We start from the raw sequence: 23,317 nt of genomic DNA, 5'->3' as shown, positions 1-23,317 counted from the left end.
TCAGCAGAGGATGAAAGTGCATACTCAACCTTTTGGGTTACTCTACTGAAGCCAGCCATCCCTCCGTAAAGGATTTCGGCTGAACGAATCGCACCTTTAAGAACGGACTGCCCTACCGCTCTATTTTTTATATTAATGGCTGCATTATGGTCACGGTCTAGGCTACACCCACAAAGTGGGCAGTCATGCCACCGAATATGCAGTTCTTTTGGTACTTTCTCGCCGCAATTGGAACAATCTTGTGAGGAGTTATGGGCGCTTACTGGGATAACTAGCAAACCAGCATTCTCAGCTTTATTTGTGAGTATCGACAGGAAGCTTGACCACCCAGCATCCAACACAGACTTAGCCAATCTTGTGTTAGCAAGTCCTTTGACATTTAAATCTTCGTGCGCTACTATGTCATATTTTGACAACAGCCAATTAGCTGTTTTGAAATGAAAATCTTTTCTCTTATCTGCAACCTTCTTATGTTGTCTCCCTAACTGCTTAACGGCTCTTTCCCTACGGTTACTTCCCTTCTTGCGCCGTGATATCCGCTTCTGGATAACCCGTAAGCGCTTTTGAGACTTGCGATAATGTTGCGGAATGGCAACTGTTTCTCCTTCGGAAGTTGTTAAGAATTCCTTTAGCCCTACGTCAATCCCAGTAATTTTATCTGGGTTGAAATCTGGTTTGATGTCAGGAACTGCTTTATCTTCTAGTGAGAGCGTTAGGTAGAAGCCGTCAGCCTTCTTGGTAATAGATGCGGTTTTGATTTTGAACCCATCCGGCAGAGGACGATGCCAAACAACCTTAACTTTGCCAAACATTGGTAAGTTAATAAGTTTGCCCTGCAAACATCCTTCCTTCATCTGAGGATAAGTAAAGGTGCGATAGCGATTAAGAGTTTTAAATCTAGGTTTCCCGCTACACTTACCTTTATTGTCTCCCTTGAGAAACCTATCGAACGTAACCTTGACCCGCTTGACTACATCCTGAAGCACTTGAGAGTAGATTTCTCCATACCAGGGATGAGTTTTCTTGAGATGAGGTAAAGTCTTTTTCTGGCTGTAATAGTCGGGGTTATCTCTAAGTTCTGGTAGGTGGCAAACCAGAGGACAAGCATTGATGCGAGAACGGTTACGTTCGTACCAATCAAACCTATCAGCCAACAAGTAGTTATATTGAGCGCACAGCATGGCTAGCCATCTATCCAGCTCAATAACTTGCTGTTTTGTCGGGCGCAATCGGTACTGATACGCTGTTCTCACTTGCTTACTTTCCTGTTTATCGACCTACAGAACAATATATTGTATGGATGAACTATTGTCTGGACAAAAATGGAAGACAAAAAGCTAGAAATTAGAATTACTGGATACAAGATGAGACAATTAGAGCAACAGGCAATTAGCCGTGGCATGACCAAATCAGAATTAGTCAGAAGCCTGATTGCTCGTTTTCCCGCTCCAGTGTAATTGGTCAACTCCCTACCTCCGTTGAGCCGCAATTCATCCCAGACTGATTTCCTGGGGGACTCGGCTTCGCCTCGATATATCTCGAAGAAATCAGTCTGGGGCTTCTCGCGAATTAAGCTAACTCAATCGTAGATTATCGATCGAAAGAATTTTGTGAGTCTCAGGTACGAATCAACTTAATATAGTTAGCGCAGTTATTCAAATCAACGACATACATGGAAGTATTGCCAGAGAACGATCGGCGGTTGCGCGGACAGGTTGCAATTGTTACAGGTGCATCGCGGGGAATCGGTCGCGCTACAGCCTTAGCCTTAGCAACTGAGGGAGCCAACGTGGTTGTCAACTATGCCAGTTCCAGTGGTGCAGCCGAAGAAGTTGTAGCAGAAATCACTAAGGTTGGAGGTAATGCAATCGCACTCCAAGCCGACGTTTCCAAAGCCGACCAAGTTGACGCCCTTCTCAACGCCACAATGGACAAGTGGGGTCGCGTCGATGTACTTGTCAATAACGCTGGTATTACTCGCGACACCCTTTTATTAAGGATGAAACCAGAAGATTGGCAAGCAGTAATTGACCTCAACCTTACCGGCGTGTTTCTCTGTACTCGCGCCGTCAGTAAAGTAATGCTGAAACAACGCTCCGGTCGCATTGTTAATATTACTTCCGTGGCCGGTCAAATGGGAAATCCCGGTCAAGCTAACTACAGCGCCGCCAAAGCTGGCGTGATTGGATTTACCAAAACCATTGCCAAAGAACTTGCCAGTCGCGGTATTACGGTAAATGCGGTTGCACCTGGATTTATTGCCACAGATATGACCAGCAATCTCAAATCAGACGAGATTTTGAAATATATCCCGCTCGGACGCTACGGTCAACCAGAAGAAGTTGCAGGGATGATTCGCTTTCTCGCTGCTGATGCAGCGGCTTCCTACATCACCGGACAAGTATTTAATGTAGATGGTGGTATGGTTATGGCATAAGTAATTGCGTCATTTGTCATCGGTCATTTGTCATTTGTTCGGAACTGAGTCAAGAATTATGTAGATGTGGATATTATCGGGGTGATTATGCTTGACTGATGACAAATGACGGCTAACTAATCACAAATCACAACATTATGCGAATCACTTTTGAACGTACTGGCGGTTTTGCCGGAATCCGCCTGACAAAAGTATTTGATACCGCTACTTTATCGGCAGAAGAAGCAAATCGGCTACGCCAACTACTTGACGCCGCCGATTTCCTAAATTTAGCCCCAAATATAACTTCTAATAGCAGTCAGCCCGATCGCTTTCAATATAAGCTGACTTTGGAAGATGACGATCGGCAACATACAGTTGTAGTTGGCGAACAAGCCGCGCCTGCTAATTTAAAGCCGCTACTCGAATGGCTAAAAAATAGAATTCAAAAGTAAAAAGGCAAAAGGCAAAAGGCAAAAGTCAATCGATTTTGGATTTTAGATTTGCGATTTTGGATTGACTGCGCTCACTTTCTTGACGCAGCTTGGAAATTTTAGATTTGTGATTTTAGATTTGTTCGGCCCACAAGGGGCGGGGCATGAATCCAAAAATTCTTTTAATCCAAAATCCAAAATCTAAAATTGCTAAGAAGGTGAGAAGGAGAGCGGGGGAGTCGGGAGTGGAAGAACTCATATTTTCCCTATTCTCTCTTTCTCTTCTTTTTGACTTTTAACTTTTGACTTTTGACTTTAGATCGCTCCCACTTGTTGCCAAGCGTGACGGACTGCCTTTTGTTCCATACTCTCAACGCCGTAAAGTTCTCCAGCAATAGCGATCGTATTATTCGCAGATCTTTTAAAATTCGATCGCTGGCGGAGTCGATCTTTTAAGGCGACGTACCATATTTTGCCAGCTTTTTCCCAACCGTAGCCGCCAATTTCCATTGCCGCGAGGTAAAAGGCATGGTTGGGAATACCGGAGTTGATATGCACGCCGCCGTTATCTTCAAAACCCTTGTAGATGTCTTTCATATGGGCGGGTTGAGGGTCTTTACCCAACACCGGGTCATCGTATGCGGTGCCGGGTGCCTTCATCGATCGAATCCCCACTCCGTTAACGTTGGGTGTAAACAAACCAGCCCCGATAATCCAGTCAGCCTCATCCACAGTTTGATTGAGAACGCGCTGTTTCACTAGAGAACCGAAAACATCAGAAAAAGATTCGTTCAATGCGCCAGATTCACCCCAATAAATCAAGCCGGCTTCATGTTCCGTCACACCATGAGTTAACTCGTGGGCAATCACATCAATTGCCTTGGTGAAGCGTTCAAAAATTTCGCCATCCCCATCGCCATATACCATCTGGCTACCGTTCCAAAAAGCGTTATCATAGTTGACACCGAAATGAACGGTAGAGTCCAAACGCATACCGCGATCGTCGATCGAATTGCGCCCGAATATCTCATAGTAGAAATCGTAAGTAGCACCCGAACCATCGTAGGCTTCGTCTGCTGCCAAATCTCCAGTTGCAGGATCGCCCTCTCCGCGAATTAGCATACCGGGAAGTTCGGAGCCATTTTTGGCATCATAGATCGTGCGGCGCTTCTCCCCAGCTGATGCCATTGCGATCGACGACAGACGGCTCAATATCTTACGCTGTCCGCGAAACTGTTCCGACACCATCAACGTTTGAAAAGCCCAAGCACGCTGACTTTCGTTGCCGTTCTGGGAAATCTCCTTCAACATATGCGGCGGAACAATACAACAGATAGGGCAAATAGAGTCAAGCCGATGGGAACAAGTTTTTCTTCCAGTAGATTTTTTATACCTTGCTGTCATATCTGAACTCCTTGGGAAATGAGGTGGCGGCAAGATGCCGATCGATCCCCGCCACTTCCGTTAATCCGTTTGAGTGAATTTAGAATCCGGGAAACTATTGACAAAAAATTACAAATATGTATTAGGGGTTAGGGATTAGGGGCTAGGGGTTAGGGGTTAGGGGAAGAGGGAAAAGGGAAAAGGGAAAAGGGAAAAGGGAAAAGGGAAAAGGGAAAAGGGAAAAGGGGAAATATTAATTCTTCTGCTTCCCTTCTCTCCCACTCCCCCGCTCCCCCGCTCTCCCGCTCTCCCGCTCCCCCGCACTCCCACTCCCGCACTCCCCCACTCTCCCGATGTCCAAATTTTGATTAGCACTCAAATCCGCAGAGTGCTAAATTGGCTAATGGAAGCGAGAGAAAACGAAAGATGGCAAAAATAGTTGCATTCGATGAAGAGTCTCGGCGGGCATTAGAAAGGGGCGTCAACGCCCTGGCCGATGCCGTTAAGATTACGTTGGGGCCAAAAGGTCGCAACGTCGTACTGGAAAAGAAATTTGGCGCACCGGAGATTGTCAACGACGGGATTACCATTGCCAAAGAAATTGAACTGGAAGACCCCTTAGAAAACACGGGTGCCCAGCTAATTCGGGAAGTCGCGTCTAAAACCAAGGACGTTGCCGGCGATGGTACCACCACAGCCACCGTTCTAGCCCAAGCGATGATTCGCGAAGGCTTGAAGAACGTCGCGGCTGGTGCCAATCCAGTTTCCTTGCGGCATGGCATCGAAAAAACGATCGCCGCCTTGGTGAAGGAAATCCAAGCAATTGCCAAGCCAGTAGAAGGTGCTGCCATCAACCAAGTAGCAACTGTTTCCGCCGGTAACGACGAGGAAGTCGGGCAAATGATTTCCGAAGCGATGGAGAAAGTCACCAAAGACGGCGTAATTACCGTTGAAGAATCGAAGTCGCTGACAACAGAACTGGAAGTAGTCGAAGGAATGCAGCTCGATCGCGGTTACATTTCCCCCTACTTCGTCACCAACAACGAACGGATGACGGTGGAATACGAAGATGTTCGCATCTTGATTACCGACAAAAAAATCAGCGCCATCCAGGATTTAATTCCCGTTTTGGAACGAGTTGCCCGTTTGGGTAAACCATTACTGATCGTTGCCGAAGATGTAGAAGGGGAAGCTTTGGCAACTTTGGTAGTGAACAAAGCTAGGGGTGTATTAAGTGCTGCTGCCATTAAAGCACCTAGTTTTGGCGAACGCCGCAAAGCCATGCTGCAAGACATTGCCGTTCTGACTGGCGGTCAGATGATTTCTGAAGAAGTCGGACTCAGCTTAGATGCCATCAGTCTGGAGATGTTGGGTGTGGCACGCAAAGTGACGATCGATAAAGAAAGTACGACGATCGTTGCCGCTGGAGACACCAAAGCAGACGTGGAAAAGCGAATCGGCCAAATTCGCAAACAACTGCAAGAAACCGACTCGGAATACGACAGAGAAAAATTCCAAGAACGGATTGCCAAACTTGCTGGTGGCGTAGCTGTAATTAAAGTAGGGGCAGCTACAGAAACCGAACTCAAAAACCGCAAGCTGCGAATTGAAGACGCCCTCAACGCTACCAAAGCTGCTGTAGAAGAAGGGATTGTACCAGGTGGCGGCACTACTTTGATTCATCTGTCCAAGAAAATTAACGAAATTAAAAATAGCTTGAACGAAGAAGAAAAGATCGGTGCCGATATTATTGGACGATCGCTGGAAGCACCTTTGCGTCAAATTGCCGATAATGCAGGCGTAGAAGGTTCTGTAATTGTGGAAAAAGTGCGAGACACCGAATTCAATATCGGCTACAACGCACTGGCAGAAAAATTTGAAGATATGATTGCCGCTGGAATTATCGACCCAGCTAAAGTTGTGCGATCGGCTTTGCAAAACGCCGGTTCGATCGCCAGTATGGTATTAACAACTGAAGCTTTGGTTGTCGAAAAACCAGAGAAGAAACCTGCTGGCGGTGCGCCCGATATGGGTGGCATGGGCGGCATGGGCGGCATGGGCGGCATGATGTAGGGATCTCTCATCAGCAATTAGCACTATTTTGGCGATCCATGATGAGCGATCGTTAAGACAGCGCTTTTCGACACAGAAAAACCCGGTTTCTTGAAGAAACCGGGTTTTTCAGCTGCGAAGATTACCTCTAGTTTTTCCACCTGAATATTGTTGTTTCTCCCACTCCCCCACTCTGCGTAGCAAGAAGTTCAATCTTTTTGGATAATGAGGATATCCTGGTAGCTGGTATGTTCGCTGCGACCGCACCAAGAGCCGTAATATTTACCCTGGACGGTGAAACCGCGATCGCGAATCCACTCCATCAGCAAATCTTCCTGGAAGCCAGTGAAATACTCCGGCATATCCACGCTGGTAGCAAAGTAATCATCAATTTGGTAAACAAGTTCGGCAGAACTTTTCCCTTGGGCAATCAACTTTGCCGACTCTTGGTTGTAGATAAAGACAGTACAAAAACAACGACCGCCACGCTTGAGAACTCGATAGATTTCTTCTAGGTAATGGCGAACTTCGCAAGCGGGTATATGAGTAAACACCGACCCCAAAAAAGCAAAGTCGAAACTTTCGTCATCGTAGGGGAAAACAAATTCGATCGCTGGCAAAGTTCCTTTCGGATTATAAAGTTGATTGTAAATGTCTACCTGTTGGAAATTGAAGTTGGGAAACCGAGAACTGATATTTGTTTTAGCCCATTCAATCAATTCCTCCATAATATCGAAGCCTTCGTATCGAGCTGTGGGAGCCAAGTAGTAAGCTAGGCTGTAGGCCATGCGACCCATACCGCAGCCAATATCGAGTACGGAGTCTGTCGGTAGGAGATTGGCTTTATGTAAAAAGTAGCCGAGAAACTCAATAGATGTAATGGTAAAGTATTCGTCTGCGCCTGCGCCGATCCAGGCAAGCAATTCGCCCTGCTCTAAACTGGGAATTGGTAGAGAAGGTTCGACAAGGCGGAGTAGACTTCCTCCCCATCCTTCTTTAAACAAGGGAGTTACAGCGATCAAGCAATCCCGAATCTCTTGTGGGTCTTCTTTTCCTAAAGGCACGCGAATGCGGAAGCGAGCCTTTTGAGCGTATTCTAGATTTGGATAAACCTCTACGACATCAGGGCTCTTGATCTCCAAAGCCATCTCGAATTCGGTCAACTCTTTACCTGCACAGGTAACCTTAAAGCTTTCCAGAGAGCCTGCGTTAATTGAAGCTGTCCAGCCGGATATTTGTAAGACTTGGTTTTGGATAAAGACTTTATCCAAGCTACCCCAGGTGCGAATCAGTTTAGTTGGTGCGATCGTCATCATTTGCGTGTATTGCACAATATTATGGTAAGGAATCGGGGCTGGAGCGTAAAAGATGTCACTTTTGTCGCCCAGGATTTAATAGAATCGCGCTTAAGTATCGTCTAAAAATAGCATGGCAGAAAAACATTTCTCACCTTCAGGATTAGCTGCACAAGCCGTTGTGGAAGATGAAGATGAATCTTATGTTGATTTCAACTACGACGAACCTGGGAGTCTACCGGGAACTCTCGACCTTGAGGCAGACGCCCCTCCACCGATAATTGTCTTGATTGACTATAACGAAGCCAAAGCGACCCGCGTTGAAGTCCAGACACCGGAAGCTTGCCTTCCCTATTTGGATACCGAGTCGGTTTCTTGGGTTGATGTGCTGGGCTTGGGAAATGAAGATATTTGGCGGAGAATGGGTCAAGTGTTTAATTTGCATCCGTTGGTGCTGGAAGATGTGGTGAATGTACCCCAGCGGCCTAAAGTGGAGGATGTGGATTCCCAGTTAGTGATTATTGCTCGTATGGTGATGCCCAAGGAAAGTGGATTTGGTTTTTACAGCGAGCAGGTTAGTTTTGTTTTGGGGAAGTATTATTTGCTGACGGTGCAGGAGGAACCAGAGCGGGATTGCTTCCAACCGGTACGCGATCGCATTCGCGCTAACAAGGGCACTATCCGTCAGCGCGGAGCCGATTATTTAGCTTGTACGCTCTTAGATGCAATTATCGATGGATTTTTTCCGGTGCTGGAAACCTACGGCGAGCGCATCGAAGAACTAGAAGATGAAGTTGTGCTTAACCCGACGCGACGCACTCTTGAAAAAATCTATCAAATCAAACGGGAATTACTGGCCCTCCGCCGCGCCATTTGGCCGCAACGAGATGCGATTAATTCTCTGATCCGAGATGGCAGCAATTTGATCAGTCCCGATGTGCGAATTTACTTGCGCGATTGTTACGATCACGCGGTTCAGGTGATGGATATTGTGGAGACTTACCGGGAACTGGCTTCTGGTTTGATGGATGTCTATTTATCCAGTGTCAGTAACAAAATGAATGAAGTTATGAAGCTGCTGACGGTGATTTCGTCAATTTTTATTCCCCTAACTTTTATTGCTGGTGTATATGGAATGAACTTCAACACAGAAAAATCGCCTTGGAATATGCCAGAACTGAATTGGTACTGGGGCTATCCCCTGTGCTGGGCTGTGATGATTGCAACTGCTGGCAGTCTGGTTTACTTTTTCTGGCGTCGGGGTTGGTTTGATAATATTTCCACAATTAAAGAAGATTGAGGGGAAACAGGGAGAGGGAGAGGGGAGCGGGAGAATAACTATGCCCTCTTGCCCAATTCCCTCATTCAATCCAAAATCCAAAATCTAAAATCTAAAATAAAAAAGAAGAGAGTAGGCGCAGGCGGTTGCGGATTGGCGAAAGCCAGTCTGAGGAAAGTCCGGGCTCCCGAAAGACCAGACTTGCTGGGTAACGCCCAGTGCGAGCGATCGCGAGGATAGTGCCACAGAAAGATACCGCCAACCAATTTTGGATTTTAGATTCAAATCTAAAATCCAAAATTGGTTGGTAAGGGTGCAAAGGTGCGGTAAGAGCGCACCAGCAGCGTCGAGAGGCGCTGGCTCGGTAAACCCCGGTTGGGAGCAAGGTCGGAGGAACTACGGTTGGTCTTTTACCGGTTCCGTTGCTTAGGTACCGCTAGAGGCGTCTGGTAACAGGCGTCCCAGATAGATAACTGCCTTCTGTGCTGCACGTCAGTCAGAAAACAGAACCCGGCTTATGTCCGACTCTCTTCTCTGTGATTTTTTTTAGTTATAGCAGTCGCCAAGGCGCTTAAGTCATTCTTAATTCCACCAAACCGTCGATTCTAGACCGTTCTTACCCTAGCCCCTAGCCCCTAGCCCCTAGTCCCTAGCTATATTTTTGTCGGTGCAAAAATAACTCTTAGTGGAGGTAGAGGAGCTGTTCACCGATGTAGCTAAAATGATAGGGACTCCTAGAAGTCTGCCTTTACATCATGAATCTCAGCTACCCACGCCGTCAAAAGCAACTCCAAACCTTGATTCAAAAGCTCGGACTTCCTGAAAAAACGCCAGTTAAGTGGCAGTTACTTGACTTGGCGCTAACTCATCCTACTTTTTCGGCAGAGGATAACTACGATCGGCTGGAATTTGTGGGAGATTCGGTTGTGCGCGTCGCGGCGGCGGAGTTTTTATGGGAAACTTATCCTCAGAGCAGCGTCGGTGATTTTTCGGCTCTGCGGGCAGAATTGGTGAGCGATCGCATCTTGGCGCAAATAGCCGATAGTTATGGATTTGAAGACTATTTGCTCATGGATAAGAGCGCAGCGGGAGATACGGCGGGACGGGAAACTAGGTTAGCGGACGCCTTAGAAGCCGTTTTGGGCGCTCTTTACCTCAGCACCCACAGCCTGCAATTCGTGCGTCCTTGGTTAGATCGGCACTTTAAAGAGATAACGGCAGAAATTCTCTCCGATCCGGCTCGTCGTAATTATAAAGCAGCTTTTCAGGAATTTACCCAGGCCGCATACAAGGTTTTGCCAGAGTATGAAATCAAGGAAATGAAGCAAGTTCGGGGTAATACCCAGATGTTCACCGCAGTTGTCAAAGTGCTGGGAGAGATTTGGGGAATAGGTAAGGGAGGATCGAAAAAAGCAGCCGAACAAGCTGCTGCGAAACAAGCTTTTGAGCAAATAAAAATTAAAATGTCAATAGTCAGTAGCCAGTAGAAAGTCAAAATTTAAAAGTCAAAAGTCAAAAGTCAAAAGTTAAAAGTTAAAAGTCAAAAGTCAAAAGTCAAAAGAAAGAATACACTGGGGAGACAATTGACGAATAACTAATGACCGAAAAAAAGGCGTTTCAAGCCTCCCATTGAAATGGGAATCATCAAAAAATGTTTCCAAATTTCAAGCTTTGTCCTTTCAAGGCAAAGCTAATCCAAAATCCAAAATCCAAAATCCAAAATCGGGGGACAAATGACTATTAAAGTTGCTGTATTGGGGGCTGGGCGTTGGGGTGTCCACTTGGTACGAAACTTCTTAGAAAATCCCCAAGCGCTTTTGGTGGCGGTGGTAGACCCGAATTTGGATCGGTTGGCAGCTTTGCGATCGCGCTATCAATTAGATGAGAGTGTAGTTCTGGCAACTAATTGGGAACAGGTGCGAGAATTGCCGGAACTGGAGGCTGTGGCGATCGTCACCCCAGCTTCTACCCACTATAACTTAATCGCTGACGCCCTCCAGCAAGGCTATCACGTTCTGGCAGAAAAACCTTTAACTCTCTACCCGGATGAGTGCTACGAACTTTGTCGCCTTGCAGAACAACAGCAACGTCAACTTGTGGTAGACCACACGTATTTATTTCATCCCGCAGTCATTGGCGGACAAGCGGTGATGCAAAAGGGAACATTGGGAGAATTGCGATATGGCTACGCTGCTAGAACCCACCTTGGCCCAGTGCGTCAGGATATCGATGCAATGTGGGATTTAGCTATTCACGATATCGCCATTTTCAATAGCTGGCTGGGGGAAACTCCCTCTCAAGTCCAAGCTACTGGCAACGTTTGGCTGCAAAATGGATTAGCCGATTTGGTATGGGTGACGCTGACTTATCCCAGCGGATTTCAAGCATATATTCATCTGTGTTGGTCGAATCCCGATAAGCAACGGCGTCTGGCAGTTGTAGGCAGTCAAGGAACCTTAATTTTTGATGAATTATTGACAGAATCACCCCTGACTGTACAGCACGGAACTTTTGAGCAAAAGGGCAATAAATTCGAGCCTATAAATCAAAGCCGCGAAGTTGTGAATCTGGAATCGGGAGAACCTTTAAAGCGAGTTTGCGAACACTTTCTTAGCTGCGTTAGTCAGAACGCGCCTTCAACGGTTTCTTCGGGTTTGGTGGGCGCTAATTTAGTGCAAATTCTGCGTGCTATGACGGAATCTTTGGAAAAAGGTGGTGTGCCGATTAGTGTGACTCAGCTTTTGTAGTGTAGCTTTCGGGGTAATTCATAAATTATATCCTGTCCGCTAGCATCGGTGAGAAAGAATGATGTCTTGGATTGTCTGTTGGCATTGTTGGTTAAAATTTAACCGCAGATTAGGCAGATTAACGCAGATAAGATCGCAAATGTTTTAGGCATCGGATGTTAGCGGATACGAGAGGGTAGGATTATACAGGAAAATGCTATAATTTTAATAGGCAAGTTTCCCCAAAACAAGTTTTTATAGAAATTCAGGATAATCCGATGCGGTTAGTCAGTATTGACCTGAAAAATATAGTGGCGATCGGTCATGCAGAAGGATATTTGGGACTGTTGTTAGACCGGGAAGGAGAACAGGAATATGTCGAGATTCCAGCACCGAGTACGGTTTATAAAGGACTCCAAAAAATTGCCTATATCGCTAATAGTGAAGTCGCTTACTTTTCCACTGTTAAAGGAGAGAAACCGATCGCGATGCTACCGGTGCGATCGACTATGGCATCCGCGATTGGCTACGATGAATCCCGCCAAATCTTGCAAATACAATTTATAAGCGGGACAATCTACCAATACTTTGGTGTGGAGAGGGAAATTTGGAAAATTTTCCGAGATTCTAACTCAAAAGGTAAGTTTTTCAACCAAGAGATTAAAGGCCAATATGCTTCCCTGCGCGTAGATAAGAATAGGGGAGAGAATTAGCGAGTATAATGGGGGATTGTTGGCGACGCTGACAGTCCTCTATTTATTGAGCGATCGACAAACGCCATGAAAGAAATAGTTACCTTCTTTTTCGGATTAGGATTTGTGTTCAATGCCAGTTTATTTATTCCACAAGCCTTGATAATTTTTAAAAATAAAAGTGCGAAAGACGTATCTTTAATAACTTTTCTTGGGTTTAACTTTATCCAGTTAAACGGGGTTTTATATGGGTATTACCAAAACGACTGGATTTTAATGTATGGAAGTATGATAAGTTTGCTAAGTTGTGGATCTGTAACCTGTTTGGCGATAGTTTATCGTCATAAGTAAAATTGTTCATTTTTCGCTTCGGCCTCTCGGCCACAGAGGGGCCCTAATGATTCAGACATAAGCGGAAACGATATTAAACCTGGGTAGATTTGATATAGTCAACTGCTAGGGGTACGATTTTATCTGTAACTGTGGAAATAACAAAGCGATCCAACTCACTCCAGACTCTAGGTTGACCGAAAACACAGGGTTGCAAAATTCCCCACAATAAACCATCCTGACATAAATGAGCGTGGACTAATGCGCGATGACCGAAGTTTTTGCGTTCAAAATCTTTGTTGACTACTTCGGGTTTAGCTGTTTCTATATCTTCCACAAAAATAGATGGTTCTGTTCGCAATGCTGCGGCATACAAAGGGTCTTCATCGGGTAAAGATGCGGGTTCTTTTTTCCAGTCGTATTCAGTGACATCGGGATACTCAGTTAGGCGACGCCAACAGTAAGCTACTTTACCAATTTCCTTGTAGGGATTGTACAAGTAAAGGAAAATGCGATCGCATTTTAACACCTCGCCCAAAGCTGGCAGTAAATCAGAAAAAACAGCATCCGGCGTAGTGCGATCGCTCAAAATTGTATCCAGAACAGGGGGTAAAGTTTGTTCATTCATAAATGTATTGATAATCACAATTTTGCTTTACAAGGACGTAACTCTTTTGGCAGAAGTAGATCTACCTTAAGATAGTTCTAAAGAAAGAGGTGGTCAAAGAGCGGGTTCTTGAACATAGACAGCAGACAAGTCATAATAAATAAGAATAGAACAATTTAAAACACAGATGGCTATAAAGGAATTTTTGGAACGAATTTCCGATACGGTATGGGAAATTCCCGTATCCTACAAGGAAGGAATGCGCGTACCCGCCCGGATTTACGGTACAGAGAAGATAATTGCAGAATTAGACGAAGCGGTTTACGACCAAGTTACCAACGTAGCGACTCTGCCGGGAATAACTAAGTACGCCTTGTGTATGCCAGACGGACACTTTGGCTATGGATTTCCCATCGGTGGCGTAGCAGCAATGGATGTAGAACAGGGAGGCGTTATTTCCCCTGGCGGGATCGGTTTTGATATCAATTGCGGAATGCGCTTATTAGTCACCAATTTAACCTACGATGAAGTTAAACCGCATATTAAAAATATCGTAGATAGGCTTTACGAAAGAGTGCCTGCGGGAGTGGGAAGCAGGGGTTTTGTGAAGCTTTCGCGGAATGATTTTCGGGAAGTAGTTGAGGAAGGGGCGCAATGGTGCGTTCGCAACGGTTATGGTTGGGAAGAAGATTTAGAATTGATGGAAGAGAACGGTTGTCTTCAGGGTGCGGACTCTGCAAAAATTAGCGATAAGGCGATCGATCGCGGTTTCAATCAAATCGGCACTTTGGGTTCTGGCAATCACTATTTGGAAATTCAAGTTGCGAAAGAGGAAAATATTTTCGATCCGGAGTTAGCGGCAAGATTGGGAATTTTCATGCCGAATCAAGTAGTGGTAATGTTCCATTGCGGCAGTCGGGGATTCGGTCATCAAGTGGCGACAGATTACTTGCAAATTTTTCTGAAAGTAATGGAGAGTAAGTATGGCATAAAAATACTCGATCGCGAATTAGCTTGTGCGCCTTTCAACTCTCCGGAAGGACAAGCTTATTTTGCGGCCATGAAGTGCGGTATTAATATGTCTTTTGCCAATCGCCAAGTGATCCTGCACCGCATTCGGGAAGTGTTTTCGGACATATTTAAAAAATCGCCAGAAAAGCTCGGTATGCACATGGTTTACGATGTCGCGCACAATACCGCTAAGCTAGAGCGTCATATTATTGATGGTAAAGAGCGATCGCTTCTCGTACACCGCAAAGGCGCAACTCGCGCTTTTGGCCCAGGTATGGGAGATGTTCCCGAAAGGTATAAAGATATCGGTCAGCCAGTTATTATTGGCGGCAGTATGGAAACGGGATCTTATCTATTAGTTGGAGTACCCAGCGGCGACCAAACTTTTTTCAGCACCGCACACGGTAGCGGACGTACAATGAGTCGTACCAAGGCGCGAAAAACTTGGCGTGGAGATAAACTTTTGAAGGATATGGAAAGCCGGGGAATTTATGTTCGCAGTACCTCAATGCCGGGACTGGCGGAAGAAGCGGGAGGCGCTTACAAAGATATCGATGATGTGATTGAGGCGGCTGAATTAGCTGGAATTAGCAAAAAAGTTGTGCGCTTGACTCCCATTGGCAATATTAAGGGATAGCTCATGTTCAGATTTTAGAATAATTGGAGAATTGAAACATGGGCAGATACATAAATTGCTTCGTGGGAGGCGAGGGTAAGATCGTTTGGAAGTACGGTTTTGGCGTGCAAAACTCAGAAATGCACAGAATTTATGACGAACTTGGAATTGGTGAATACAAGCTAGTAAAAGATGTAGATTCCCAAGAGGATAATTTAGGAAAGATTACCAACAGAATTTATGAATATACTGACGATTGGAGGGAAGCTGATTGCGACGTACTAATATTAACGCGCAGTGACATCCCTAAGTTAGAAGAGAAACTGGCAATTTTGAAAGCGGAAAGCAACGATGAGTGGTACATAGGAATGATTGAAGCAATTAGAGACTTCACGATCGAGCATCCTGACTTACAAGAATTTGTATTTGAGGGAGAATGGTAAATTTTGTGGATAGTACTGATGCCAATGCGCTCGTTACAGAACATCTCGAATTATGCAATTATAAAGTGTCGGGTTACTGGGATGAAAAAGATGAATTTTATGAAGAAATTACGTTGCCTCGTTCCTTGTCTGCTGAGGTAATCAGCAGTTCTATTGGTGTTACAGACAGAGAAGAATGGATACAACTGAAATTTGTCCTCAAAGCTGATAAACTTGCTTCAGAAGATAAACCCAGTCACGGGGAGGTAGAAAAAAAAATTGGCGAAGTGATTTTGATTTATGATAAAAATATGGAATTTATTGATGAGAATTGGCAAATAGATATCGAATCTCCTTTTGTTATTGTCATATCATGTCCGATTGCATCAGTTGCCTAAAAAAATCGCTCTCTTATCTGTGTTCATCTGTGTTCATCTGTTTTCATCTGTGGTAAAAATTTAACACTCGATTACGAAGAGACAATTTCCCGTATCGCTCATGTACTACCGATACAACCGGACACGATGTCAAACATTAACAAAGATATGCGATCGCCCGCAATAGTTAGCATAAAAAGGATACTTTATGCAAGTACGAACACCACTAACAGTAATTACTGGGCCACTCGGAAGCGGAAAAACAACTCTGCTTCGCCACATCCTCGATAGTTTTCCCAAAAAAATCGCGATTCTCATGAATGAATTTGGCGAAATTGCGATCGACACCAAAATCATTCAAGGTAAAAATGTGGAAATGGCAGACCTTGGCGGCGGATGTGTCTGCTGTTCCCTGCTGGGAGAATTTGAAGCTGCTGTCAACGAGATCGTCGATACAGTAGATCCCGATAACATTGTAGTGGAAACAACCGGAGTTGCCGAACCGGATGCGCTGGTTTTTGATATTCAAGAAAGTCTCACCAGAGTGCGTTTGGATGGAGTTGTTACCGTCATCGATGCCGACGCAATGGTAAAATATCCGCAAGTCGGTCATACCGGCAGGATGCAAATTGAAGCGGCAGATACCATCCTTTTAAATAAAGTTGATTTGGTATCGGAAACTGAGTTAGAAGGGATAGAGAAAAAGCTCAACTCCTTCAACGAAATTGCCTCAATTTTGCGAACAAAAAGGTGTCAGGTAGATGTAGATTTGCTGTTTGGTATTGGTAGAGAACGAGTGCAACCGCCACCCCACCACGTTCATCAACCGGAATTTGAATCTTTCGGCTACAAAACTGCTGCCATTTTAAATAGCGAACGTTTTGAGGAATTTGCCAACTTCCTACAAACAGATGTTTATCGATCCAAAGGTTTTGTAAAATTTTCGGATGGAAATTATCTGTTTAATTTTGTAGCTGGACGTTGGGATTTGGAGCCGTTTGAACAAGAGGGAACCGAACTGGTTTTCATCGGCAAAAAAGTGTGCGATCGCCAAGAGCAAATTATCAGTCAATTAAAATTGTGCGAGCAATAGCTTATGGATTATGAGTTTTTGGAAGATGTTGCCACTGCGGATATTGCTTTTCGCGCTCATGGAAAAGATTTACCAGAACTTTTCCAAGCCGCAGGCGATGCAACTATCAACACCATGATCGATAATTTGGCAGCAATAGAGCCAAGAGAAACGCGAAGTTTTAGTTTAGAAAATGATGACTTAGATTTGTTGCTTTTCAATTTTTTACAAGAACTAATTTATTATAAAGACAGCGAGTTACTTTTGCTGAGAGCGCAGCAAATTGAGATCGAGGAGAAAGACAACTTATATCATTTGAGTGCGATTACCACGGGAGAAAAGCTCGATCCAAACCGACACGAACAGCGGGTAGATGTCAAAGCCGTAACATTACATCAATTTGAATTGCGAAAAAGCGATCGCGGTTGGACGGCTATGGTAATCCTTGATATATAGTCTGATAAGAAAGAGCCGTCAACCCGCTTGTCGGTTGGCAATATTTTTAAGCCATCCCATGAGCCAAATAACTTCAGGTTTATTCTCACACGAGTATAGGCTAACTGTGCCTGCGACGCGATTAGTCTATACTTTTTTTAGTAGGGTGTATTGCCTACCTTGCAGAAAAGCGGTGTTAGACGCGGTTGACCCAAAAAAATAGTGCGTCAAATAGCAGTCGATCGTCAATCCGGGTTGTAAAATATCACCGCTAGATATCGACAAAGAGGCTACGATCCTTCTCATCTACTCTGGGTGCCAGATTGTATGCAGCTTAATCCCTAAAGTCACACAACCAAACTATGATAGACCTTCCTGGCATTGCCATCAAAGCTCCCATCTATGAAAGCGTCAACTCCGAAGTTTACCGAGGCATCCGAGCGGAGGATAACCAACCTGTGATCGTCAAGGTGCTGAAGCAAGACTATCCCACCCCAGATGAGCTTCGCAGATACAAGCAAGAATATGAAATCAGCTGCAAATTTAATATTGATGGTGTCACCAAAGCTTATGGATTAGAAAGCTATCAAAGAACGATGTTCATCATTTTTGAGGATTTTGGCGGGGAATCGCTAAAAAAGTTGATGAAGCAGCGAAAATTTAAATTAGCTGAAGTTATCCGAATTGCTGTTGCTATTACCGATAGTTTAGGTCATATTCACGCAGCCAATATTATTCACAAAGATATCAATCCATCTAATATAGTTTTTAACCCAGAAACCCAGCAACTAAAAATCATCGACTTTGGTATTTCCAGCATTTTTACCCGCGAAAATCCTACCCTGAAAAATCCCAATGTTTTAGAAGGTACTTTGGCATATATATCTCCGGAACAAACAGGGAGAATGAACCGCTTCCTGGATTACCGCACGGACTTTTACTCTCTCGGTGTCACTTTTTACGAACTCCTCACAGGAAAACTGCCGTTTGAGACCACCGATGCTTTAGAGTTGCTGCATTGCCACATTGCCAAACAGCCAAATGAAGTGAAAAGTCAAAATTCCCAATTCAAAAATGAAGAAATTCCACAGGTTATTTCAGATATTGTAATGAAATTGATGGCGAAGAATGCAGAAGATCGCTATCAGACTGCCTGGGGAATTAAAGCAGACTTAGAAGAATGTTTGTCTCAGCTACAGACAAATGGATTTATATTTTCTTTCCCCCTCGCTTCGCAAGATATTTCTGACAAGTTTCAAATTCCCCAAAAACTCTACGGACGCGAGAGAGAAGTGGAAACTTTACTGGCAGCATTTGAGCGAGTCAGCGGTACGGAACAACTAACAACGGACAACGGACAACGGACAAGTAACAAAATTGAAATGATGCTGGTGGCAGGTTATTCCGGCATCGGGAAGTCAGTTTTAGTGCAAGAAATTCACAAACCTATTACAGAAAAGCGCGGCTATTTTATTTCTGGCAAATTCGATCAGTTTCAACGCAACGTTCCCTACTCTGCGGTTGTGAGTGCTTTGGAAGGATTAGTGCGGCGAATTTTAACCGAAAGCGATGAACAGCTAAAACTTTGGCGACAAAAACTAGAAGCAGCACTTGGCTCCAACGGTCAGGTGATTATTGATGTAATTCCCGAAGTAGAATTGATTGTTGGCAAACAACCACCTGTACCAGAATTAGGGCCACAAGAGTCGCAAAATCGCTTTAACCTTGTGTTCCAAAACTTCATCCGAACTTTTTGTTTAAAGGAGCATCCGTTAGTCATTTTTTTAGACGATTTGCAATGGGCAGATGCAGCTTCTTTGAAGTTAATAGAACTGATGATGACGGAAGTAGAATTGCAATATTTGTTCTCGATCGGAGCGTATCGCGATAATGAAGTAAATCCTTCCCATCCTCTGATGATAACTATTGATGAATTGCAGAAAAAAGGAGCAACAGTCAATTTTATAAGTTTAAATCCTTTAAATATGCAGCAGATCGGTGAATTGATTGCCGATACTTTACACAGCGATACTGAGTCGGTCAAACCATTAGCAAAATTGGTGGTGCATAAAACAGAGGGCAATCCTTTCTTTGTCAATGAATTTCTCAAAACGTTGCACGCTGAAAATCTGCTCAATTTTAATTTTCGTTATCGAAGTTGGCAATGGAATATCAATCAAATTGAGGCAGTAGGTATAACTGATAATGTCGTGGAGTTAATGATAGGGAAGTTGAAGAAATTGCCAGATGCAACGCAGCAGGTGTTGCGCTTAGCTGCTTGTGTAGGCGCATCTTTCGATCTAAATACTCTCTCTATCATCTGCGAAAAATCACCTGCTGAAGTTTTCCAAAATTTAACTCCGGCAGTTCAGTCCACCTTAATTCTGGCTGCATCTGAGTGGGATTATCAATTGTTAATTCAAAATTATCAATTTTTGCACGATCGCGTCCAACAAGCAGCTTATGCCTTGATTGATGAAGAACAAAAACAAGCCGTTCACTTACAAATAGGTCGCCTACTTTTGCAAAATACTCAACCGCAAGATTTAGGGGAGAAAATCTTCAATATCGTCGATCATCTCGACCTGGGAATTGCACTTGTGAGCCCACAAACAGAAAGAGATAAAATTGCTCGATTAAATCTGATTGCTGGTGAGAAAGCTAAAGCGGCGACAGCTTATGAAGCAGCGCTAAAATATCTGACTGTAGGTATGGATATTTTGGATAAAAATCGCTGGGCAGATCGGTATGAATTAAGTTTATCCCTGCATAAGGAACGAGCAGAAGTTGAGTATTTAAGCGGTAACTTTGAGCGATCGGAAAAATTGTTTACTATTGCCTTAGAGCAAGCAAAATCTAATTTTAGCAAGTTAGAAATTTACAGAATATACATGAATTTGTGTATGACTCAAGGAAAATTTAGTCAAGCCGTTTCTTTGGGCTTAGATGGATTGCGTAGTTTGGGGATTGACGTACCTAATTCTCAAACAGAATTGTTAACTGTTATTTCAGCAGAATCAGAAGAAGTTGCCGCTAAGCTTCAGAAACGTAACATGGAAAGCTTGCTTGACGATCCAGAATGTCAAGACAATGAAAAGAGGCTTTGCATGAATTTGATAGTGGATTTATGGGCAGCAGCTTATTTAATGGGAGACCGAAACTGGTCGGATTGGTGCAGTTTTAAAATAGTTAATTTTACCCTGACATATGGCGTTGTAGGGGCTTCTGCATTTGGATATATACTCTATGGATTCATATTAGCTGCGCGGTATCAATATCCACTAGCTTATCAGTTTGGACAACTAGGTTTTCGGCTCATTAATAAGCTCAACATACGGACTTTGCTTGGGAAGGTTATCAACATTTTTGCCCATACGATCGGTCCATATCAAGTTCACCTGAGAAACAATGTGGAGCTTTACGCTTTATCGACGATCGCCTGTTTGGAATGTGGGGATTTAATTTACGGAGTCTGGGCTATATATTACAGAATATGGGCAAGGTTCATAGTCGGCGATGAATTAACAGAAGTTTATGAAGATAGCAAAAAATATTTGTTTAGCGTGCAAAAAATCAACGATAGGAATATATTTTATTCCTATCTTAGTTTGCAAAACACCATCCGCACTTTGCTGGATGATAATGAAGTTGTCGCGCCAGATGAATTGTTTGATGAAGCAGTAATTTTAAAGGAATGGCAAGAGAGCGGTTTTAATATTGGCATTCATTGGCACGGCACTCGTAAGTTACAACTTTTATTGATTCAAGGTGAATTTGCCAAAGCCGCTCAACTCGCGATAGAAAATGAAAAAACAGTGGGAAGCTGTGCTGGTTTTTATAATATAATCGAACATTATTTTTATGCTTCATTGTGCCTCACCGCACATTATTCTGTAGCGTCTGAAAAAGCGCAGCAAGAATACAGGAAAATTCTGGCAGATAATGAAGCAAAAATGAAGATATGGGCAGATAACTGTCCGGTAAATTATTTGCATAAGTATCTGTTGATAAAGGCAGAAATCGCTCGCCTTTCCGGTCAAGATTTAGAGGCGATCGACTACTACGATCGCGCAATTGAATCAGCCAGCGAAAATAAATATATTCAGAATGAAGCTTTAGCCCATGAATTAGCCGCTAAATTCTGGTTAAGCAAAGGCAAACAAAAAATTGCCCAAGTTTATATGACTGATGCCTACTACTGCTATTTGCGTTGGGGAGCGCAAGCGAAGGTGAAGTATTTGGAGTCAAAATATCCGCATTTAATTACTAAATTATCGACAAATACCCTGACTACCATTCCCACGACAACTATAAGCGTGACAACTACAAGCGCAGCAATTGGAACTCTAGATTTCGGCACATTAATAAAAGCATCGCAAGCGATTTCCGGTGAAATTTTGCTGGAAAAGTTACTTTCCAAGTTGATGAAAATTATTATCGAAAATGCTGGGGCACAAATTGGCTACCTAGTTTTGCATTCCCACACAGAACAAGGGAAAGAAGAGGGTCAACTGTTAATAGAAGCCAGCGGTGTGGTGGATTCTGATAACGTCGCGGTGCTGCAGTCAGTACCTATTGAAAACCGCCTACCCGTATCGATCGTCAACTATGTTGCCCGCACAAAGGAAACGATCGTCCTCAACGATGCGGTTAGCGAAATGCAAAATCCAAAATCTAAAATCCAAAATCCAGATGACCCATACATCAAAAAAAATAAACCTAAATCTATCTTGTGTGCGCCGTTAATGAATCAAGGTAAGCTTTGGGGCATTGTGTATCTGGAAAATAATCTGACCACAGCAGCTTTTACTCCTAACAGTTTGGAAGTTTTGCAACTGTTATCCGGACAAGCGGCGATCGCGATTGCCAATGCCAAACTTTACGGAGAAGTCAAGCAAGCGGAAAAGTTGTTAGCAGAATACAATCGTACTTTAGAAATTCAAGTTGCCGAACGCACTCAGGAACTTTCGCAAGCGCTGGAAAACCTCAAAGCTACCCAAGAAGAACTCATCCAATCCGAAAAAATGGCAGCTTTAGGACAACTGGTTGCTGGCGTTGCCCATGAAGTTAATACGCCGCTGGGGGCAATTCGATCGTCCGTTGAAAATATTGCCGAATTCATGAATTCATCACTCCAAAAGTTACCAGAATTTTTTCAACAACTTTCTCCAGAACGTCAGCGAGACTTCTTCGCCTTGCTGCAAAATTTAACCCAACAAACAACTGCCTTGTCTAGCAAAGAAAGACGCTCCTTCAAACGCGCTTTAGTGAGTAAACTAAATTCTTATAACGTTGTCAATGCCGATACCGTTGCCGATACTTTAGTAGACCTGGGCATTTACGAAAATCTCGAACCATTTTTGCCGTTGCTGAAAGACCCGGAAAGCGAAAAAGTATTAAACACCGCCTATCAACTTGCCAGCGTCCAAAAAAGCACCCAAACCATTACCACAGCAACAAACCGTGCCGCCAAAATAGTGTTTGCCTTAAAAAGCTACGCTCGTTATGACCATTCCGGACAAAAGTTACGGACAAATATCACAGATGGGATTGAAACTGTGTTAACCCTTTATCACAACCAACTCAAGCATGGTGTGGAAGTAGTGAGAAACTACGATGCCTCTTTGCCGACTGTTTTGTGCTATCCCGACGAACTCAATCAAGTCTGGACAAATTTGATTCACAATGCTTTACAAGCAATGCACAATAATGGAATATTAACCATTAATGTGACTCAACAAGATAGTTGTTTAAATATAAGCATAACCGATAGCGGTACGGGTATACCACCGGAGATTATGCCACGAATATTTGACCCATTTTTTACTACAAAACCACCCGGCGAAGGCAGCGGTTTGGGATTGAATATTGTGAGGAAAATTATTGATAAACACGAGGGTAAAATTTGGGTAGATTCGGGGCAGGGGAAAACTAGATTTACAGTGTTATTACCAATTAACTAAATAAGGAGTAATCCATTTATGCCTAAACCAGTAATCTTATGCGCTGATGATGAAAGCGTTGTTTTAAATAGTTTAAAAATTCAACTCAGAAACAAGTTTAAAGATGCTTTTATTTATGAAATAGCTGAAAGCGCCGATCGAGCCGCAATTGACCGTGCTAAACGTGAAGCAAATTTACATTCTTATTTGTCCAAACCCTGACTGGGA

At 43.8% G+C, this 23,317-nt stretch carries 20 protein-coding genes and 1 other RNA gene; 17 read left to right on the top strand and 4 right to left on the bottom strand.

Annotated elements, in window-relative coordinates:
• On the bottom strand, positions 1-1,253 hold a 1,253-nt coding region (locus H6G03_RS18970; protein WP_322111937.1), incomplete at its 3' end, for an RNA-guided endonuclease InsQ/TnpB family protein.
• Positions 1,254-1,322: 69 nt separating this feature from the next.
• Between H6G03_RS18970 and H6G03_RS18965 the strand changes: the two genes are divergently transcribed.
• The 3 genes from H6G03_RS18965 (at position 1,323) to H6G03_RS18955 (ending at position 2,871) form a co-directional block, all read left to right on the top strand.
• A complete protein-coding gene (locus H6G03_RS18965; protein ID WP_190466662.1) occupies positions 1,323-1,457 on the top strand; it encodes a CopG family transcriptional regulator in 135 nt (44 codons plus the stop codon).
• Positions 1,458-1,672: 215 nt separating this feature from the next.
• On the top strand, positions 1,673-2,437 hold the full coding sequence (gene fabG / locus H6G03_RS18960; RefSeq protein ID WP_190466658.1) for a 3-oxoacyl-[acyl-carrier-protein] reductase: 765 nt from the start codon (positions 1,673-1,675) through the stop codon (positions 2,435-2,437).
• Between the two features lie 137 nt (positions 2,438-2,574).
• Entirely contained in the window at positions 2,575-2,871 is a 297-nt protein-coding gene (locus tag H6G03_RS18955; RefSeq protein WP_190466655.1) for a protealysin inhibitor emfourin, read from the top strand.
• A gap of 294 nt (positions 2,872-3,165) precedes the next feature.
• Here H6G03_RS18955 and H6G03_RS18950 read toward each other — a convergent pair whose 3' ends face one another.
• Positions 3,166-4,254, bottom strand: coding sequence for a M4 family metallopeptidase (locus H6G03_RS18950; protein WP_456057574.1), 1,089 nt, complete (start codon positions 4,252-4,254; stop codon positions 3,166-3,168).
• A gap of 405 nt (positions 4,255-4,659) precedes the next feature.
• Between H6G03_RS18950 and groL the strand changes: the two genes are divergently transcribed.
• Positions 4,660-6,306 carry a chaperonin GroEL gene (groL, locus tag H6G03_RS18945; protein ID WP_190466649.1) on the top strand — a complete coding sequence of 549 codons (1,647 nt, stop codon included), beginning with the start codon at positions 4,660-4,662 and terminating at the stop codon, positions 6,304-6,306.
• A 188-nt stretch (positions 6,307-6,494) separates the two neighbouring features.
• Here groL and H6G03_RS38870 read toward each other — a convergent pair whose 3' ends face one another.
• Entirely contained in the window at positions 6,495-7,616 is a 1,122-nt protein-coding gene (locus H6G03_RS38870; protein ID WP_190466646.1) for a class I SAM-dependent methyltransferase, read from the bottom strand.
• Between the two features lie 97 nt (positions 7,617-7,713).
• Here H6G03_RS38870 and corA point away from each other — a divergent pair, with 97 nt between their 5' ends.
• The 6 genes from corA (at position 7,714) to H6G03_RS18910 (ending at position 12,628) form a co-directional block, all read left to right on the top strand.
• Positions 7,714-8,880: a magnesium/cobalt transporter CorA gene (gene corA / locus H6G03_RS18935; RefSeq protein WP_190466642.1), complete on the top strand. Its 1,167-nt coding sequence runs from the start codon at positions 7,714-7,716 to the stop codon at positions 8,878-8,880.
• Between the two features lie 108 nt (positions 8,881-8,988).
• An RNA gene (rnpB, locus tag H6G03_RS18930) (RNase P RNA component class A) lies at positions 8,989-9,392 on the top strand.
• A gap of 222 nt (positions 9,393-9,614) precedes the next feature.
• Entirely contained in the window at positions 9,615-10,346 is a 732-nt protein-coding gene (rnc, locus tag H6G03_RS18925; RefSeq protein ID WP_190466637.1) for a ribonuclease III, read from the top strand.
• A gap of 246 nt (positions 10,347-10,592) precedes the next feature.
• Positions 10,593-11,606 (top strand): Gfo/Idh/MocA family protein, encoded by a 1,014-nt coding sequence (locus H6G03_RS18920; RefSeq protein ID WP_190466634.1) that lies wholly within the window; start codon positions 10,593-10,595, stop codon positions 11,604-11,606.
• A 257-nt stretch (positions 11,607-11,863) separates the two neighbouring features.
• Positions 11,864-12,298, top strand: a complete 435-nt coding sequence (locus tag H6G03_RS18915) for a KTSC domain-containing protein (protein WP_190466631.1) — start codon at positions 11,864-11,866, stop codon at positions 12,296-12,298.
• Positions 12,299-12,364: 66 nt separating this feature from the next.
• A complete protein-coding gene (locus H6G03_RS18910; protein ID WP_190466628.1) occupies positions 12,365-12,628 on the top strand; it encodes a PQ-loop domain-containing transporter in 264 nt (87 codons plus the stop codon).
• A 73-nt stretch (positions 12,629-12,701) separates the two neighbouring features.
• On the opposite strand, the gene H6G03_RS18905 is transcribed toward H6G03_RS18910, so the two are convergent.
• Positions 12,702-13,235 carry a GAF domain-containing protein gene (locus H6G03_RS18905; RefSeq protein ID WP_190466625.1) on the bottom strand — a complete coding sequence of 178 codons (534 nt, stop codon included), beginning with the start codon at positions 13,233-13,235 and terminating at the stop codon, positions 12,702-12,704.
• 166 nt (positions 13,236-13,401) lie between these two features.
• On the opposite strand from H6G03_RS18905, the gene H6G03_RS18900 reads away from it, so the two are divergent.
• From H6G03_RS18900 to H6G03_RS18870, 7 genes are all read left to right on the top strand, one after another.
• A complete protein-coding gene (locus H6G03_RS18900) occupies positions 13,402-14,862 on the top strand; it encodes an RtcB family protein (RefSeq protein WP_190466621.1) in 1,461 nt (486 codons plus the stop codon).
• Positions 14,863-14,900: 38 nt separating this feature from the next.
• Positions 14,901-15,284, top strand: coding sequence for a hypothetical protein (locus tag H6G03_RS18895; RefSeq protein WP_190466619.1), 384 nt, complete (start codon positions 14,901-14,903; stop codon positions 15,282-15,284).
• Complete coding sequence (locus H6G03_RS18890) at positions 15,278-15,661, top strand: hypothetical protein (RefSeq protein ID WP_190466616.1); 384 nt, start codon at positions 15,278-15,280, stop codon at positions 15,659-15,661. The genes H6G03_RS18895 and H6G03_RS18890 overlap by 7 nt, the downstream gene beginning before the upstream one ends.
• A gap of 187 nt (positions 15,662-15,848) precedes the next feature.
• The gene (locus tag H6G03_RS18885; RefSeq protein WP_190466613.1) at positions 15,849-16,733 is read left to right on the top strand and encodes a CobW family GTP-binding protein; all 885 of its coding nucleotides are present in this window, start codon (positions 15,849-15,851) and stop codon (positions 16,731-16,733) included.
• 3 nt (positions 16,734-16,736) lie between these two features.
• Entirely contained in the window at positions 16,737-17,168 is a 432-nt protein-coding gene (locus H6G03_RS18880; protein ID WP_190466608.1) for an archease, read from the top strand.
• A gap of 341 nt (positions 17,169-17,509) precedes the next feature.
• On the top strand, positions 17,510-23,110 hold the full coding sequence (locus tag H6G03_RS18875; RefSeq protein WP_190466605.1) for a trifunctional serine/threonine-protein kinase/ATP-binding protein/sensor histidine kinase: 5,601 nt from the start codon (positions 17,510-17,512) through the stop codon (positions 23,108-23,110).
• Positions 23,111-23,128: 18 nt separating this feature from the next.
• A complete protein-coding gene (locus tag H6G03_RS18870) occupies positions 23,129-23,311 on the top strand; it encodes a hypothetical protein (RefSeq protein WP_190466602.1) in 183 nt (60 codons plus the stop codon).
• Positions 23,312-23,317: the final 6 nt, after the last annotated feature.

The sequence above is a fragment of the Aerosakkonema funiforme FACHB-1375 genome (assembly GCF_014696265.1).
Classification (GTDB): domain Bacteria; phylum Cyanobacteriota; class Cyanobacteriia; order Cyanobacteriales; family Aerosakkonemataceae; genus Aerosakkonema; species Aerosakkonema funiforme_A.
The sequence above is the reverse complement of the archived record's forward strand: the minus strand, read 5'-3'. Positions and strand labels throughout refer to the sequence as shown.

What these genes read in the sequence shown, in the direction of transcription:
- H6G03_RS18895 (WP_190466619.1), top strand. Translation starts at nt 14,901, where the DNA reads ATGGGCAGATACATAAATTGCTTCGTGGGAGGCGAGGGTAAGATCGTT.
- H6G03_RS18910 (WP_190466628.1), top strand. Translation starts at nt 12,365, where the DNA reads ATGAAAGAAATAGTTACCTTCTTTTTCGGATTAGGATTTGTGTTCAAT.
- H6G03_RS18870 (WP_190466602.1), top strand. Translation starts at nt 23,129, where the DNA reads ATGCCTAAACCAGTAATCTTATGCGCTGATGATGAAAGCGTTGTTTTA.
- H6G03_RS18915 (WP_190466631.1), top strand. Translation starts at nt 11,864, where the DNA reads ATGCGGTTAGTCAGTATTGACCTGAAAAATATAGTGGCGATCGGTCAT.
- H6G03_RS18955 (WP_190466655.1), top strand. Translation starts at nt 2,575, where the DNA reads ATGCGAATCACTTTTGAACGTACTGGCGGTTTTGCCGGAATCCGCCTG.
- H6G03_RS18885 (WP_190466613.1), top strand. Translation starts at nt 15,849, where the DNA reads ATGCAAGTACGAACACCACTAACAGTAATTACTGGGCCACTCGGAAGC.
- H6G03_RS18950 (WP_456057574.1), bottom strand. Translation starts at nt 4,254, where the DNA reads ATGACAGCAAGGTATAAAAAATCTACTGGAAGAAAAACTTGTTCCCAT.
- H6G03_RS18875 (WP_190466605.1), top strand. Translation starts at nt 17,510, where the DNA reads ATGATAGACCTTCCTGGCATTGCCATCAAAGCTCCCATCTATGAAAGC.
- rnc (WP_190466637.1), top strand. Translation starts at nt 9,615, where the DNA reads ATGAATCTCAGCTACCCACGCCGTCAAAAGCAACTCCAAACCTTGATT.
- H6G03_RS18905 (WP_190466625.1), bottom strand. Translation starts at nt 13,235, where the DNA reads ATGAATGAACAAACTTTACCCCCTGTTCTGGATACAATTTTGAGCGAT.
- H6G03_RS18880 (WP_190466608.1), top strand. Translation starts at nt 16,737, where the DNA reads ATGGATTATGAGTTTTTGGAAGATGTTGCCACTGCGGATATTGCTTTT.
- H6G03_RS18920 (WP_190466634.1), top strand. Translation starts at nt 10,593, where the DNA reads ATGACTATTAAAGTTGCTGTATTGGGGGCTGGGCGTTGGGGTGTCCAC.
- fabG (WP_190466658.1), top strand. Translation starts at nt 1,673, where the DNA reads ATGGAAGTATTGCCAGAGAACGATCGGCGGTTGCGCGGACAGGTTGCA.
- groL (WP_190466649.1), top strand. Translation starts at nt 4,660, where the DNA reads ATGGCAAAAATAGTTGCATTCGATGAAGAGTCTCGGCGGGCATTAGAA.
- H6G03_RS18965 (WP_190466662.1), top strand. Translation starts at nt 1,323, where the DNA reads ATGGAAGACAAAAAGCTAGAAATTAGAATTACTGGATACAAGATGAGA.
- H6G03_RS18900 (WP_190466621.1), top strand. Translation starts at nt 13,402, where the DNA reads ATGGCTATAAAGGAATTTTTGGAACGAATTTCCGATACGGTATGGGAA.
- corA (WP_190466642.1), top strand. Translation starts at nt 7,714, where the DNA reads ATGGCAGAAAAACATTTCTCACCTTCAGGATTAGCTGCACAAGCCGTT.
- H6G03_RS18890 (WP_190466616.1), top strand. Translation starts at nt 15,278, where the DNA reads ATGGTAAATTTTGTGGATAGTACTGATGCCAATGCGCTCGTTACAGAA.